This window comes from Bradyrhizobium sp. HKCCYLRH3073 (genome assembly GCF_051167995.1).
GTDB lineage: Bacteria > Pseudomonadota > Alphaproteobacteria > Rhizobiales > Xanthobacteraceae > Bradyrhizobium.
Genome location: NZ_JBNPUD010000018.1, coordinates 90,317 through 104,954, shown reverse-complemented (window position 1 = coordinate 104,954; position 14,638 = coordinate 90,317). Strand labels below are relative to the sequence as shown.

The following is a 14,638-nucleotide window of genomic DNA, read 5'->3' as shown; positions in this document are numbered from 1 at the left end:
TGGCGCGCCTTCGCGCCAGCCTTGAGGCCGGCCGATCACCGGTCTACAAAAAAGACAGTTGCTCCCCGGTGTCCGGCTCGATAGCCACCGTCGTCTGCGGGATCATCACCCGCGGACTTGGCGCCAGCATCGGGGCGCCAGGACCACACGCCTTCACGTCCGCCAGATGCCGTTCGTCGGCGCGGGCTTCCCCACGCTGCGGCATGCCGACAGCCGTCGCATCCCCACCTCGCGTGTCGTGACGATCGCGATGCGCCCCTCCGTGTGAGGCGGGATTTCGGGAATAAAGCACATCTTCGGATATTCGTAAAGAATTTTCTCGCGGCTTCTCCGCCCGCCGCCGTCCTTCGAGACGCCCGCTGCGGCGGGCTCCTCAGGACGAGGACCGAGCTTGTGGCGAAATCCTAACCTCATGGCTGGCGAGATCTCCCACCCTCATGGTGAGGAGCGCCGCTTCCCCCGGATGGTCGTGACCGAGCTAGCAGGTCGCCGCGGATGAGGTGCGGCGCGTCTCGAACCATGAGGCCGAGCTGTTCAATTCACCGCGTTGCTCACCATCACCTCGATCAGCTTCGTGCCCGGCCGCCGGAAGGCCTCCGACAGCACCGACTTCAACTCACTGGGATCGCTGACGCGCAGTGACTCGCAGCCCAGCGATCTTGCCATCCCGGCGAAGTCCACCGGCGGATCGGCGAAATCCATGCCGATATAGTTGTCGTCGCCGTGGAACGACAGCAGCCGCTGCTTGATGATGCGATAGCCGCCATTGTTGACGATGACGACGGAGAGCGGCAGCTTGTGGTGCGCCGCGGTCCACAGCGCCTGGATCGAGTACATCGCACTGCCGTCGCCGGAGTAGCACACCACGGGACGGTCGGGATTGGCGAGGCTGACGCCGACCGAGGCCGGCAGGCCCCAGCCGATGCCACCCGACGCGAGGCCGTGATAGTTGTAGCGGTCGCGGTACGGCCAAAGCGCCGTCATGTAGCGCGCGGACGTCAGCCCCTCGTCGACCAGGATGCCATGCTCCGGCACGGCCTGGGCCACCTGCAGCGCGAGATAGTCGGGATCGATCGGCGTTTTGTCGCGTGCCGTCTCGATCTGAGCGGTCAGCGTCCGGCGCCGCGCACTCCAGTTCTTCGACGACAGCTCCGCGATGCGCGCTTGCGCGGTAGCTTGCAGGGACGAACCGCCCACCTCGCGCAGCAGCGGCGTGAGCTGCAGGAGCGTCTCGCGGACGTCGGCTTTCAGCGCGATCTCGGCGCCGAAGTTCTTGCCCAGCTCCCAATCGACCAGGCCGATCTGCACGATCGGCAGTCCCTCCGGCAGCGGCTCGATCTCGCTGTGCACGGACATCCGCAACGGATCGGCGCCGAGCACGATCAGCAGATCATGCGGCGCCAGGAGATCGCGGACCTGCTTCTGCGCGCGCGACAGCGAGCCGATGTAGCAGGGATGCTCGGAGAGGAAATGCGCGCCATAGGGCGCGGACTGCTGATGCACGGGCGCGCCGATCGCGCTGGCGAACTCCGCGGCGGCCTGCAGCGCATCGCTCTTGACGATCTCGTCGCCGGCGATGATCACCGGCCGCTGCGCCTTGAGAATGCGCTGCGCCAGCCCCTGCAACGCGTCCGCGGTCGGCCGCACGCGCGCATCGACCCGCGTCGACCGGCCGAGTTCGATGCCGGCTTCGGCATTGAGGATATCACCGGGCAGCGAGATGAAGACGGGGCCCGTCGGAGGCGTGGTCGCGACCTTGGCGGCGCGCCTGATGATGCGCGGCAGGTCCTCCAGCCTCGTCACCTCGACCGCCCATTTCACCAGCGGCTCGGCCATCCGCACCAGCGGACCGTAGAGCAATGGCTCCATCAGGCCGTGGCCCTGCTCCTGCTGGCCGGCGGTGAGGATCATCGGCGTGCCGGTGAATTGCGCATTGTAGAGCGCGCCCATGGCGTTGCCGAGACCCGGAGCGACGTGGACGTTGCAGGCGACGAGACGTCCCGAGGCGCGGCTGAAGCCGTCGGCGATCGCCACCACCAGGCTCTCCTGCATCGCCATGACGTAGGTGAGATCGGGATGATCCTTCAGCGCATGCATGACCGGCAATTCGGTGGTGCCGGGATTGCCGAACAGATGCGTGATGCCCTCGTCCTTGAGCAGCGCGAGGAAGGCCGAACGTCCGGTGGTGCGGTTCTTCATGTTGCGGTTCCTCCGGCGACGCGGTGTTGTTTGTTGGTGCAAGCCCTCACCACGTCATGGCCGGGCTTGTCCCGGCCATCCACGTCGGTCGGCACGCTTGGATGGACGGGGATGCCCGGGACAAGCCCGGGCATGACGATGTGGAAAGAGACGAGCGAAGAGCGTCGATCATCGTACGCTTCGCTCCTCGCAATGACGTGGAGAGAGCGGAGGCTACGCCTCGGCTGTCTCCTGATACACCGGATAGTCCGTGTAGCCCTTCTCCTCGCCGCCGTAGAAGGTCGGTCGGTGATAGGGCGTCAAGGGCCAGCCGTGCTGCAGGCGTGCCGGCAGGTCCGGATTGCTGATGAAGTAGCGACCGAAGGCGATGGCGTCGGCATGGCCCGCCTTGATCGCCGCCTCCGCCGGCTCACCGGTGAAGCCGCCGGCGCCGATCAGCACGCCCTTCCAGATCGGACGGAACAGCGCCAGCGCCGACGGCACGTTCTGCCAGTTGACGTCGGCGCGGCCGGCGCCGGAGGAGCGCGGCTCGATCAGATGCAGATAGGCGATGCCGAGCCTGTTCAGCGCCTCGATCGCATGCGTGTAGAGCGGCATCGGGTCGGCTTCGCCGGAGCCGTTGGCGATGCCATAGGGCGACAGCCGCACGCCGACCTTGTCGGCGCCGCAAGCGGCGATCACGGCTTCCGTCACCTCGAGCAGGAAGCGGCAGCGGTTCTCAATGGAGCCGCCGTAGCGATCGGTGCGCTGATTGCTGCGCGTCTGCAGGAACTGCTCGATCAGATAGCCGTTCGCACCATGCACCTCGACGCCGTCGAAGCCCGCCGCGATCGCGTTGCGCGCCGCCTGGCCATAAGTCGCGACGAGCGCGGGGATCTCGTCGGACTCCAGCGCCCGCGGCGTCTCGTAGGCCGCCGGCCTGCCGTCCGCCGTCATCGCCTTGAGATCGTCGCCGATCGCGATCGCCGACGGCGCCACCGGCAACGCACCGCCCGGCTGGAACGAGGAATGCGAGACGCGGCCGACATGCCAGAGCTGCAGGAAGATGAATCCGCCCTTGGCATGCACGGCGTCGACGACCTGCCTCCAGCCGGCGATCTGTGCCGTGCTATAGATGCCCGGCACGTTCGGGCTACCGGTGCCGGTCGGCGCGACCGGCGAGGCCTCGGCGATGATCAGCCCGCCCGGCGTGGCGCGCTGCGCATAATAGTCGACGTTGAGCGGCCGCGGCGCGAGCGTCTCCTTTGCGGCGCGCATGCGGGTCAACGGCGCCATCACGACGCGATGCTTGAGGTGATAAGGACCGATCGTGAGTGGTGAAAACAGCGCAGGCAGCATTTCGTCCCCAGATGTCGTTGCGATTGTCGATTGGCATCATCTTGTTCGCAAAACATGATGGTGGCAATGTCCGCCCCACGTCAGTATGAGCAGACCCTCCATGCCGAAAGCGAACGCCCTGCCCTCGCTCAGCCTGCGCATCGACCTCGATGACGGCAGCCGGATCGGGCCGGGCAAGATCGCGCTTCTGGAGAACATCGCGCGGCACGGCTCGATCTCGGCGGCCGGGCGCGCGATGGACATGTCCTACAAGCGGGCCTGGGACCTCGTCGACGAGATCAACCGGGTATGCCGGCAGCCCGCGGTCGCGCGGCAGACCGGCGGCCGCAATGGCGGTGGCGCGGCGCTGACGGCGTTCGGCGCGCAGCTGGTCGAACGTTACCGGCGCATCGAGCGCGACGCGGCCAATGCCGTGAAGAAGGATCTCGCCGCGCTGCGCAGCGACATCGAGAAGCCACGGAAGGCCCGCGCGGCCAGAACCGCGTCGTAAGCCGGTTCCAGCCGACACGATGCATCTGTGACCGGACTGATGCGCCTCGCGTTGTAGCCGCAAAAAACCCGTCTTGCCGTCAGCGGGATGATCTTGCAGCCGCGCCAGGACATCATACACCAGCATCTCATCGTCATGCCGGAGAACCTGCCGTGTCTCACCCTGCTCTGTCCGCCGACCACACCGCCGTCATCACCGGAGGCGCCTCCGGCATCGGGCTCGCCGCCGCCATGCGCTTTGCAGAACGCGGCATGAACGTCTGCATCGCCGATATCGACGAGGCCCGGCTGCGCGACGCCGCCGCCAGGCTCGCGGCTGCGACCAAGCGTGGCGAGGCTGCGGTCATGACCGCCACGGTCGATGTGAGCAGCCGGGACAGCGTGGTCGCGCTCGAAACGGCGGTGCGGCAGCGGTTCGGCGCGATCGACGTGCTGATGAACAATGCCGGCATCCAGCCGGGCAGCAAGATGCTTGCCGACGACAATTGGCAGCGCATCCTCGGCGTCAACCTGTGGGGCATCATCCATGGCGCGCAGGTGTTCGCCCCCGGCATGATCGCACAAGGCCGGGCGGCGCTGATCATCAACACCGGCTCCAAGCAGGGCATCACCACGCCGCCTGGCGATCCCGCCTACAACGTTTCCAAGGCCGGCGTGAAGGCGTTCACCGAGGCGCTGCAGCATGAGCTGCGCAACACGCCCGGCTGCCAGGTGACAGCGCATCTGTTCATTCCGGGCTTCGTGTTCACGCCGCTGACCGCCAATGGCCGCGTCGAGAAGCCGGCCGCAGCCTGGACGCCGGAGCAGACGGTCGACTTCATGCTGGAGCGCGTCGCGGCCGGCGACTTCTACGTGCTGTGCCCTGACAACGACGTGCCGCGCGCGCTGGACGAGCGGCGCATCCTGTGGGCCGCGGGCGACATCGTCGAGAACCGGCCGCCGCTGTCGCGCTGGCATGCCGACTACGCCGACGCATTCGCGGCCTTCGCAAAGAAATCGCCATGATCCGGCCACATCGGAGCGGCGGCCCGTCGTTGCTCTGGATCTCAGCATCATTTCGCCGGACGCGTCGGATCGTCGCAAGGCGCTCCGCGTGCGTTCGGAACGTCCAGCATCGACCGAATCGCGACGGTCGAGCGCTCTTGCAACTCACTGATTTGCCGTGGCGCGACATCGCCGCGGGTCGCGTGCTCTTGAAGCGGCCCCTCACCCGTCAAGCGGTGAGATGTCGCAGCTCTGCGGCAGCGCCCCCCGTATGCCGCACGACAATCTGACGCAGACGCATTCCACATTCCTTGCGCGAAGCAGCCACGAAGCGGGCAGCAGATAGCCCGCATCATCCGCACCCGCGTCAGCCGCGCCCCGTTGCCTCGGCTCATCCGCAGTGGTGCGCAGCCTTGGGGAGTACGTCGGACATGTCGCACCATCATCGTCACCATCACGACAGTCACCACGATCACCATCATCACAACCACCACCATCATCATCACAATCATCACTGCCAGCCGGCGCCTGCGCCGATGCCGCCCACGCCGACACCTCCCACACCCACGCCACCGACGCCCGCGCTCGGCTTTGCCGACCTCGGCGTGGTGTTCAACGACGCGACGCGCTTTCTGGAAGGCGGGCTGTGGCGGAACGTGGTCGACGAAGGCGGCCAGGGGCTTGGCAGCGTCTACAACTACACCGGCGATCTCACCGTGATTCAGGATGGCCTGAAGGCGATGGTTGTCGCCAACCAGTTCACCGGGCAGACGCTGACCAACGTCAACAAGATTCTCGCCGACATCACGGTCGCGCAGGATGCCGCGATGGCGTCGGTGACCGGCGGCGGCGCGTTCGGCAGCATCGCGGCTGCGGAGACCGCGCTGCGCAACGCGCATCTCGACATCCTCAACGTCGTCAACAACGATCCGAACCTCACGGGCAAGGCCACCAACGCCGATGGCGTCACCGGCTTCCTGCAGGCGCCGGCGCTGCTGCCCGAGGGCGTGACGGCCGCAACCGCCGCCAAGGGCACGCTGGCCGAGCTCGGCCTGATCTTCAACGACGCCGCCAACCGGCTGATCGGCGGCGTCAACGACAGCAATGTCGACATCATCCAGGACGATGTCGACGCGCTGATCGCCGGCCTCAATGCGCTGGTCGCCGCCAACCCGCTGCAGTTCGGCGGCCTGACCGGCGTGCACGCGCTCGCCATCATCGACCAGCTCGCGCTCGTCAACACCCACATCAACGGCGCGGCCGGCAATGTCGACATCGGCCGCGCGCTCAACGACGACTTCCTCGACATCATCGACATCGTCGCCGGCGACACCAATCTCGCCAACATGGCGCAGCAGAACGGCCTCAACGGCTGGACCGGATTCGGCGACTTCCTCAACCCGACGCCGGCCTATCAGGACAACCAGGCGCAGACCGATTTCTGGGCCATGTTCATCGCCCAGTCGAACGCGCTCGGCAAAGCCGCCATCGCCGCGGTCAATGCCGGCGACGCCGCCGCGATGGCGAAGGTCACCGCCGACCTGATGACGTTCAAGAAGGACGTCACCGATTTCGACGCGGCGCAGGGCGGCATCTTCCAGGCCCGCTTCGACAACGAGCTGCTCGGCGACCAGAGCACGCTCGGCGCCGAGATCGCCAAGATTCTCGAAGGCTTCCAGGCCGGCAACAAGGCGCTGGTCGCCGCGGCCGCCGACCAGATGCACCAGAACGCAGCCGATGTCGGCGGCAACAACATCCCGGTCAATGGCGGCGCCTACAATGTCGACGGCACCACGATCGGCCAGGTGCTGGCGACCACCGGCGGCGGCAACAGTGCCGACGCCGCCGCCGTCCTGGCGGCCATCACGGCGGCGCCCGCCTCGAACGTGATCATGCTGGCGAGCGCGGCGCCCGCCGCCAGCGCCGCTCCGGCGACCCTCGTCATGGACGGTCCGATGATGGAAGGGCCGATGATGGACATGTCACAGCATCAGCATGCCCACCATCACATGTGGGCGTGACGTCCTGAGGATCAGGCGCCTGCACCAGCAGGCGCCTGACCAGCGCGAGCGCGGTTTCCGTGGCCGGATCGGCCGAGATCACGGAGACCGCGAGCACGATGAGATCGACCGGCCGGTGCGACAGCACGATCACATGCGTCGCATGCCGCGCATCCATCAGCGCCACCATGCGCTCGACGGCCGGGTCGTTGGCCGCCCGCCGCCACGGCGCATCGGCCCGGCGCAGCACCCGGCTCGACGCGAGAAAGTCGCGCAGCAGCGGCGGATCATAGGCAATCAGCTCATCCTCGCGGCAACGGCGCGCGCTCTCGAAGACCGGCTGGCGCGTGAGCTCGGCGATCAGGGCGTCGCGTGTCGCCGCGTTCGACGCCCCGATCGAGTCGAGCACGCCAGGCTCGCGGGCTTGCAGCACCGCGCGCAAGGCGTCGCCGATCAGTCCGATCGTGAGCACGCCGGCCACGGCGACCGCGCAGAAACGCATCAGTTGCGCCGCGTCGACCTCCGGTGAGAGCGCGGCCGCGGCAGCGCCGAGCAAGGCGGCGCCGAGGATCCGCAACATTGTCAGCAGCCCGCTTTGGCGCTGCGTCTCCGCGCTGGCGCCGGCGATCAGGATCGCGGTCACCGCCAGCAGCGCGCCCAATGCGCCGAGCCGCACCGGCATGCCCGGCGCCAGCACGCGAAAATCTGTGATGATGAAGGGGATGACCATGATGGCGCCGAAGGCGACGCGATCGATGGCGCGGTTCTCCCACGCCAGCAGGCTGGCGCGGTCGCGGCGAAGCAGCAGCCAGGCGCAGGTCGCAAAGCCTGCGAGCTGAAAGGCTGACAGCACGATTGTGTGGTGGCTTTCGAACGTGACCGGACCGAGCGCGCCGGCGATCGCGAGAGCCGCGCCGCCGGCAAGGGCAATTGCCTTGAGCATGCGATGCGCGTGCCGGCGCAGCAGTCCTTCGGTCACCACCAGCGCGCCAAGCGGGATCAGCGCTGCCGGAATCAGCGAGATGCGGTCGAGGAAAGCATTGTCCGTCCACCAGGCGATACCGCGCAACAGGAACAGCGCGGCGACGGTCCCGAGCAGCACGACCAGCCGCGCCGTCAGCGGTCCCCGGGGATCGCGCCGGTGCAGCATGGCTGCGGCCACCGCAAGGCCGATCGCGCCGCAGAGGTTGACGATGGAGTCGGCGACGATGCCGGCCGTCATGGCGCGGGCTCGCCGGCCGGCAGGCGCGGACGCAAGGTGCCGAACGTCCTGGTGTCGTCGAGCCAGTGCAGCAGCGGCAGGATCATCCGCTGCAGCGCCAGCACGGCCGAGGTCGCCAGCAGCGCCGGCAGCGAGCCCGAGGGGATCTCGCGCAGCAGATAGCGGCGGGCGGCGGCGAGATCGATCCGGCCGAGCTGCAGCAGATCGTCGCCCCTGGCGTAGTCGAGCTCGCGCGCACAGAAGTCGTTGTAGACGGCGTCGCGATGTTTCGGCGCGTCGTCATACGTCTTCTTGAGCGCGTCGGAGCCGCCGGTATAGGCGTTGGTGATGACGAAGCGCTGTTCGTCGAACCCGGCCTCGTCGCCGACGCCGAACACCGCGCGATGCGCCCGCATGATGCCGCGCGCGAGTTGAAGCTGCGCAAAGCTGGGCCGGGCCTGCGGCAGCGGCGACGGATGGACGTCGGAGAAGGTCTCGCAGACCATGCCGGCCACCGCCGGCACCTGGGTGACGTTGGAGATCCATTTCGGCCGCAGGCCGCCACGGACGAACAGCAGCAGCGTGGTGAGGCCGTAGAGCACGCCGGAAAGGCCTTTGCCGCGCGCGTCCGGGTCGACCATCACCAGTCCGAGATGGAGCACCTGCTGGGCGTCGCCGTCGCGCTCGACCTGCATCACCGCGAGCGCGTTGAAGGCGATCGGCCGCCCGCCCGCCTCCTCCGACACCACCGTGATGATCGCGCGCGCGAGCGCCTCGCGTGTCCCCGAGAAGATGCCGTAAGTGAGCTCGCCGGCCGGCAGCGTCTTGCCGGCGACGGTGCGAAGATCGGCCACGAGCGCCGCCAGCGCCGCATCATCCAGGGTCGTGCCCGGGCTCTCGACGATGCGCGTGCGCAGATCCGCATGGGTGCGCAGCGACAGATCCATCGCCTCCTGGCCGAGCGCGGTCAGCCAGAAGCTGATGCTGCGTCGGATACGCCCCACTGCTGCGACGATGTTCATGCCTCAACCTAGCACGGCGTGATCAGAAGCGGCGCAGCCGGGATCACAGCCGCCCTGGCCGCCTTATGCCCTGGTGCTGTTAATTCACGATAACGACGAGGGACGGAGCGTGAGCGAGGGTAAACGCAGGTTGAACGACGTGAGCGGCGGACGCCATCGCGCCCACCGCCTGCCGGCGCTGTCTCGCCGAAGTCGAAGCTTGCCCCGCAAACTGCTCCCTGACCCGGATTGCATCTTCGAGGCAGTCCGGCCTCTCCCGTATCGGCCTTCGCTCTCTTCGAGCAACGGCGGACAAGAGCGGGGAGAGGCGAAGAGAGCGAGACTGCCGCGGCCGCCTACGCCGCCTTCGACACCTCCATCAGCAGGCGCTCGGCGCGGGCGTCCTCGATGCGGTTGACGAGCTTGCCGCTTTCGTGGCGGTCGCGCAGCGTCTTGGTCAGGGTGACGCATGTCTGCACCAGCATGACGATGCCCATCGTCAGGTAGCCCTTCATCCAGAGATCGATCGGCATGAAGAACACGCCGAGGGCGACGAGGAAGGCGGAGGCCCCGAACGAGGCGTAGGAGAAGGTGATGAAGGCGCTGCTGTGCGGCTGGGTGTTCTGGTTCATGGTCGGCTCCTATGATGACTGTGGTTGTTGATGCGTTCGATCGGTCGTGACGAAAATCAGTTCGCCGGGGCGGTGCGGCCGGCCTTCAGCCGCGCCAGCACGTCGTCGGCAGTGGTCTTGATGCGCGGGCCAAAGCCCTGCTCGGCAAGCTTCTCGGCCGTGGTGATCGGGCCCGTCGCGGCATCGAGCTCCATGAGCGCCTCGTCGGCGGCTTGCGCCTCGATCTGCCGCTCGCGCAGCCGCTTCAAGGTCGCCTCGGCCTCGGGCAGCGTGCACTCGTAAGGACGCGCCGCCTCGATGCCGCCGCGGCGCAGATTGCGCACGGCCTCGGAGGCGCGCGCAATCCGCCGGCCGCGATCGAGTTCGGCAATGCGCGCCTCGGCGTTGGCGACATGCTTCTTCAGCCTGGTGATCTCGGTCGCGAACAGCGCCCGCGCCGTCCGCGCCGCGTCACGCTCGGCCTCGAGGCCGGCGATCGCCTGCGCCGCCTCGCGGGCCAGATCCTCGCGGCCGCCGTCGAGGGCGGCGGTGGCGCGCACCTCGAGATCGGTGATCCGCGCCAAGGTCGCCTCGAGCCGCTTGCCCTCCTGCTGGTCCTGCGCGATGGCCAGCGCCAGCGCGCGCTTGCTGCGTTCGACAGCGGCGGCGGCGTCACGCAGCTGCTGATCCAGGATCACCAGCGCGGTACGGTCCTGCAGCTCCTCCTCCGCGACGGCCACGGTGCCCCGAAACAGCGTCAGAACGGTCTTGAACATTGTGAACTCCCTGTTATGAGCATCGCTCATGGAGTTTCTTCTAGCGCAATCGTGAGCGACGCTCAAGGATTATTTTGAGCGACGCTCAATATTTTGGTCGACAATGTCCAAGACACTGGAAAGACGCGCAAAACAGCGCGAAGCCCTGATCGAGGCTGCCGAGCGGATGATCCGCACGCGGGGTCTCGCCGGCCTGAAGACGCGCGATCTCGCCCAGGAGATCGGCGTCGCCAATGGCGCGGTCTACAATCTCGTCGCCGATGTCGACGAGCTCGTGCTGATGGTCGGATCACGCACCCTGGCGCGGCTCGATGCCAACCTGTCCGCAGCCGAGGGCGCGGGCCCTCCCGGCCCCGAGGCTGCGCTGGTGCGCATCGCGATCGCCTATTGCGACTTCGCCGCCCACAATCTCGAGCTCTGGCGCGCGCTGTTCGAACATCGCATGGCGCCCGAGAAGCCGCTGCCCGACTGGGCCATCGCCGACCAGATGCACCTGTTCCGTCACATCCACCAGCCGCTGGCGGCGTTGTTTCCGCAGCGCTCGTTCGACGATATCAGCGTCACCGCGCGCAGCCTGTTCTCGGCCGTCCACGGCATGGTCGCGCTCGGCTTGGAGCAGAAGCTGATCGCGGTGCCGCTCGCCGCCTTGCGCGCGCAGATCGCGACCATGGTGAAGGCGATGGTGACGGGACTGGTGGCGGAGGAGAAAGCCGGCCACTGACGAGAGGCTTTGCGCCGGGCGAACAGCATCGTCGGCACCTGATGCCAACCATCAGGCTCGACTGCTTCACGTCTACTTGTTGTCTTAGCTAATTGCCCTCATGCCGGCGCAGCTCTCGCGTTGTTCAGCCGGAATTGACGGCGCGAACAAACAACCGCCGCATTGCTTCGCAGTATCATGTCGACGTTCGGACTTGTTCCAGACAACATGTCTGGGACAGTCGAGCCACCAGCACGCGATGATGAGTGCTGGTCCTGTGACGTGCGCAGATCTCGACGCATGGCCACACTCATCCGGCCGGCAGAACCTGCAGCGTATGACGGCCGCGCGATCAAGAAGAAAACTCCAACGAGTCCATGACGCGCGAGCCAAGGGGGAAATCGTGAGACATTTGCGTGCGCCCAATGACGACCGCGATCCGCCATTCCCGTCCGGCTACGACGACGGCCGGCGTCCGATGTATGAACAATCGTGGCGCGACGAGCACGACCGGCCCACGCCCGCTGAATTCGCGTCGCGCTACGGCGTGCAGGAGGTTCCTCCGCCGCCACGGGAGCGGCGGTTGCTCGGCGTGCTGAGCGTGCTGGGGCTCGTGGCTGTCGCCGCTGGCGTGGCCGGCTTTGCCGCGATGCGGCTTCCGACGCGGTGGACCGCTGCGCTCTCCGCCAACGGCAGTGCGGAGGTGACGACGCCGGCAACAGTCGCCCCGCTGCCGGTCCGCGCCGCGCAGACAGTCGCGCCGGTCCAGGATGCTTTCCCGACCGGAGCGTTCGCGAGCGCCCTCCCCGTGGTCACGCCAGACCAGAGCATGCCGCTCAGGGAGGAGGACCGCGCGCCGAAGTTCGACACGCGGATGGCCAATGCCGCGGCGGCGCCGCCGACCAGCGCGCGCCCCCCGGTCCAGGGCGTGACCGACACCGAAATCAGCTTCGGAATGGCGGCGCCGTTCTCGGGTCCGGCCCGGGAGATGGGCCATCAGCTCAAGCTCGGCATCGACCTCGCCTTCGCGCAGGCCAACGAGGAAGGCGGCGTGCATGGCCGGCAGCTCAAGCTCTACACGGCCGATGATGCCTATGAGCCGACGCGGACGCTGAACGCGATGAAGGAGCTCTACGAGCAGCACAAGGTGTTCGGCTTCGTCGAGAACTACGGCAGCCCGACGGCCCTGATCTCGGTGCCCTACGCGCTCGAGCACCATGCGCTGTATTTCGGCGCCTTCACCGGGGCTCCTTCGCTTCGCCGCGACCCGCCGGACCGCTACGTCTTCAACTACCGCGCCGGCTACGCCGAGGAAGCCCATGCGCTGGTGAACTATCTCGTCAAGAGCCGCAAGCTGCGACCGCAGGAGATCGGAGTGCTCACCCAGCAGGACGCCTACGGCGACGCGGGATGGGAGGGCGTCAGCAAGGCGATGCACGCGCTGCGCGGCGGCGCGGGCGACGCCTTCCGCATGAGCTACAGCCGCAACACCGTCAATGTCGACGAGGCCATCGCGCAACTCCGCCGGCAGAAGCATGCGATCAAGGCCGTCGTGCTGGTCGCCACCTTCCGCGCCGCGGCCAAGTTCATCGAGAAGACCCGCGACCTCTATCCGGACATGACCTACGCGACGATCTCGGGCGTCGGCAGCACCGGCCTCGCCAGCGAGCTGATGGTGCTCGGCCCGCGCTATGCCGACGGCGTCATCTGCACCCAGGTCACGCCGGCCGTCGACGGCTACGCCTCCGTCACCCTGAACTACAAGAAGGCGCTCGCCAAATATTTCCCCGGCGAGCCGGCGGACTACTCGTCCCTGGAAGCCTATCTCACCGCCAACGTCCTGATCGAAGGGCTGCGGCGCGCTGGTCCCGCCGTCGACACCGAGTCGCTGGTCGACGTCCTCGAATCGATGCAGAACTACGAGCTCGGCGTTGGATCGAAGGTGAGCTTCGGCCCCTCCGACCACCAGGCGCTGCACAAGGTCTGGGGCACGCAGCTCGACAAGACCGGCCAGTATCATGCGATCGATCTCGAATAGACGGAATGGCCGGATCGCGCCGCGCTCGGCGCATGTCAGCGGGTTGCGTCGATCCGCGATTTCGGCCATATCGGTCCGATGATCAAGACCGAGACCCTGCGCGCGAACATGTGGTGGCGCTCCATCTAGGAGCGGCACGGCCTCGTCTTTCATCGCCCGTTGCCGCCGTTCATCGGCCTGCGACGCGGTTCTTGTCATCAACAGCATCGAAGAGCTCGATCGAGCGGCGGTTCTCACTCCTGGAGAACCACAATGCGTCCCTCAGTGCCAGACCGTCCCGTCATCCTGACCGGCGACAGAACCACCGGCCCCCTGCACCTCGGCCACTATGTCGGCTCGCTGCGGAACCGCGTCGCGCTGCAATCCACGCATCGGCAATTCCTGCTGCTGGCCGATGCCCAGGCGCTCACGGACCACGCCCATGATCCGGCCAGGGTGAGCCGGAATATCCTGGAGATCGCGACCGACTATCTCGCCGTCGGCATCGATCCGGAGATGACGACCATCTGCCTGCAATCGCATTTGCCGGCGCTGGCTGATCTCACGCTGCTCTACATGAACTTCGTCACGGTGGCGCGGCTCGAGCGCAACCCCACCATCAAGGACGAGATCCAGGCGCGCGGCTTCGGCCGCGATATTCCGGCCGGCTTCCTTTGCTATCCCGTCGCGCAGGCGGCCGACATCACCGCCTTCAAGGCGACCATCGTGCCGGTCGGAGACGACCAGGCGCCGCTGATCGAGCAGACCAACGAGATCGTCCGCCGCATCAACCGCCAGGCGGGCAGCGAGGTGCTGCCCGAGGCACGCGCGCTGATCCCGAGCGTCGGGCGCCTGCCCGGCGTGGACGGCAAGGCCAAGATGAGCAAATCACAGGGCAACACGATTCCGCTCTCCGCCACGGCGGACGAGATCCGCGATGCCGTCCGCCGCATGTTCACCGATCCCGGCCACATCAGGGCCGCGGATCCCGGCCGCGTCGAGGGCAATGTCGTCTTCACCTATCTCGACGCGTTCGACGACGATCCTGCGGCTGTTGCGGACCTCAAGGCGCGTTATATCCGAGGCGGCCTCGGCGACAGCGTCGTGAAGCGGCGGCTCGATGACGTGCTGCAGGCCGTGGTCGCGCCCATCCGCGACCGGCGGGCGGCGCTGGCGCGCGATCCCAGCCATGTTCTCGACATCGTCAGGCGCGGCACCGAACTGGCGCGCACCCTCACTACTGCGACCTTGCGCGATGTCCGCGACGCGCTGGGTCTGTTCACGCTGCAATAGCTCTCGAATGATGAGGCCGCATGTGCCGC

Annotated in this window: 12 protein-coding genes; 6 read left to right on the top strand and 6 right to left on the bottom strand. The window is 67.4% G+C overall.

Features of this window, described 5'->3' with window-relative positions:
- Positions 1-534: 534 nt before the first annotated feature.
- Positions 535-2,199, bottom strand: a complete 1,665-nt coding sequence (locus ACQR1X_RS29480; protein WP_434900150.1) for a thiamine pyrophosphate-binding protein — start codon at positions 2,197-2,199, stop codon at positions 535-537.
- A gap of 213 nt (positions 2,200-2,412) precedes the next feature.
- Complete coding sequence (locus tag ACQR1X_RS29475; protein ID WP_434900149.1) at positions 2,413-3,537, bottom strand: alkene reductase; 1,125 nt, start codon at positions 3,535-3,537, stop codon at positions 2,413-2,415.
- Between the two features lie 100 nt (positions 3,538-3,637).
- On the opposite strand from ACQR1X_RS29475, the gene ACQR1X_RS29470 reads away from it, so the two are divergent.
- From ACQR1X_RS29470 to ACQR1X_RS29460, 3 genes are all read left to right on the top strand, one after another.
- Complete coding sequence (locus ACQR1X_RS29470) at positions 3,638-4,027, top strand: winged helix-turn-helix domain-containing protein (protein ID WP_316179535.1); 390 nt, start codon at positions 3,638-3,640, stop codon at positions 4,025-4,027.
- A 152-nt stretch (positions 4,028-4,179) separates the two neighbouring features.
- Positions 4,180-5,031 carry an SDR family NAD(P)-dependent oxidoreductase gene (locus ACQR1X_RS29465; RefSeq protein ID WP_316217158.1) on the top strand — a complete coding sequence of 284 codons (852 nt, stop codon included), beginning with the start codon at positions 4,180-4,182 and terminating at the stop codon, positions 5,029-5,031.
- A 410-nt stretch (positions 5,032-5,441) separates the two neighbouring features.
- Positions 5,442-7,031, top strand: a complete 1,590-nt coding sequence (locus tag ACQR1X_RS29460; protein ID WP_434900148.1) for a hypothetical protein — start codon at positions 5,442-5,444, stop codon at positions 7,029-7,031.
- Here the strand turns inward: ACQR1X_RS29460 and ACQR1X_RS29455 are convergent.
- From ACQR1X_RS29455 to ACQR1X_RS29440, 4 genes are all read right to left on the bottom strand, one after another.
- The gene (locus ACQR1X_RS29455) at positions 6,952-8,232 is read right to left on the bottom strand and encodes a hypothetical protein (protein WP_434900147.1); all 1,281 of its coding nucleotides are present in this window, start codon (positions 8,230-8,232) and stop codon (positions 6,952-6,954) included. The genes ACQR1X_RS29460 and ACQR1X_RS29455 overlap by 80 nt on opposite strands.
- Positions 8,229-9,233: a hypothetical protein gene (locus tag ACQR1X_RS29450; RefSeq protein ID WP_434894517.1), complete on the bottom strand. Its 1,005-nt coding sequence runs from the start codon at positions 9,231-9,233 to the stop codon at positions 8,229-8,231. Before ACQR1X_RS29450 ends, ACQR1X_RS29455 begins: the two co-directional genes overlap by 4 nt.
- Positions 9,234-9,568: 335 nt before the next feature.
- The gene (locus tag ACQR1X_RS29445) at positions 9,569-9,844 is read right to left on the bottom strand and encodes a YiaA/YiaB family inner membrane protein (protein WP_315721840.1); all 276 of its coding nucleotides are present in this window, start codon (positions 9,842-9,844) and stop codon (positions 9,569-9,571) included.
- A gap of 56 nt (positions 9,845-9,900) precedes the next feature.
- On the bottom strand, positions 9,901-10,599 hold the full coding sequence (locus tag ACQR1X_RS29440; RefSeq protein ID WP_434887847.1) for a PspA/IM30 family protein: 699 nt from the start codon (positions 10,597-10,599) through the stop codon (positions 9,901-9,903).
- 103 nt (positions 10,600-10,702) lie between these two features.
- Here ACQR1X_RS29440 and ACQR1X_RS29435 point away from each other — a divergent pair, with 103 nt between their 5' ends.
- From ACQR1X_RS29435 to trpS, 3 genes are all read left to right on the top strand, one after another.
- Positions 10,703-11,320 (top strand): TetR/AcrR family transcriptional regulator, encoded by a 618-nt coding sequence (locus ACQR1X_RS29435; protein WP_315801864.1) that lies wholly within the window; start codon positions 10,703-10,705, stop codon positions 11,318-11,320.
- A 382-nt stretch (positions 11,321-11,702) separates the two neighbouring features.
- On the top strand, positions 11,703-13,337 hold the full coding sequence (locus ACQR1X_RS29430; protein ID WP_434900146.1) for an ABC transporter substrate-binding protein: 1,635 nt from the start codon (positions 11,703-11,705) through the stop codon (positions 13,335-13,337).
- Between the two features lie 252 nt (positions 13,338-13,589).
- Positions 13,590-14,609, top strand: coding sequence for a tryptophan--tRNA ligase (gene trpS / locus ACQR1X_RS29425; protein WP_434900145.1), 1,020 nt, complete (start codon positions 13,590-13,592; stop codon positions 14,607-14,609).
- The last annotated feature ends 29 nt before the right edge of the window (positions 14,610-14,638 follow it).

Excerpts from the sequence above, each read along its gene's own strand:
- trpS (WP_434900145.1), top strand. The coding sequence starts at position 13,590 with ATGCGTCCCTCAGTGCCAGACCGTCCCGTCATCCTGACCGGCGACAGA.
- ACQR1X_RS29475 (WP_434900149.1), bottom strand. The coding sequence starts at position 3,537 with ATGCTGCCTGCGCTGTTTTCACCACTCACGATCGGTCCTTATCACCTC.
- ACQR1X_RS29470 (WP_316179535.1), top strand. The coding sequence starts at position 3,638 with ATGCCGAAAGCGAACGCCCTGCCCTCGCTCAGCCTGCGCATCGACCTC.
- ACQR1X_RS29440 (WP_434887847.1), bottom strand. The coding sequence starts at position 10,599 with ATGTTCAAGACCGTTCTGACGCTGTTTCGGGGCACCGTGGCCGTCGCG.
- ACQR1X_RS29445 (WP_315721840.1), bottom strand. The coding sequence starts at position 9,844 with ATGAACCAGAACACCCAGCCGCACAGCAGCGCCTTCATCACCTTCTCC.
- ACQR1X_RS29435 (WP_315801864.1), top strand. The coding sequence starts at position 10,703 with ATGTCCAAGACACTGGAAAGACGCGCAAAACAGCGCGAAGCCCTGATC.
- ACQR1X_RS29460 (WP_434900148.1), top strand. The coding sequence starts at position 5,442 with ATGTCGCACCATCATCGTCACCATCACGACAGTCACCACGATCACCAT.
- ACQR1X_RS29455 (WP_434900147.1), bottom strand. The coding sequence starts at position 8,232 with ATGACGGCCGGCATCGTCGCCGACTCCATCGTCAACCTCTGCGGCGCG.
- ACQR1X_RS29480 (WP_434900150.1), bottom strand. The coding sequence starts at position 2,199 with ATGAAGAACCGCACCACCGGACGTTCGGCCTTCCTCGCGCTGCTCAAG.
- ACQR1X_RS29450 (WP_434894517.1), bottom strand. The coding sequence starts at position 9,233 with ATGAACATCGTCGCAGCAGTGGGGCGTATCCGACGCAGCATCAGCTTC.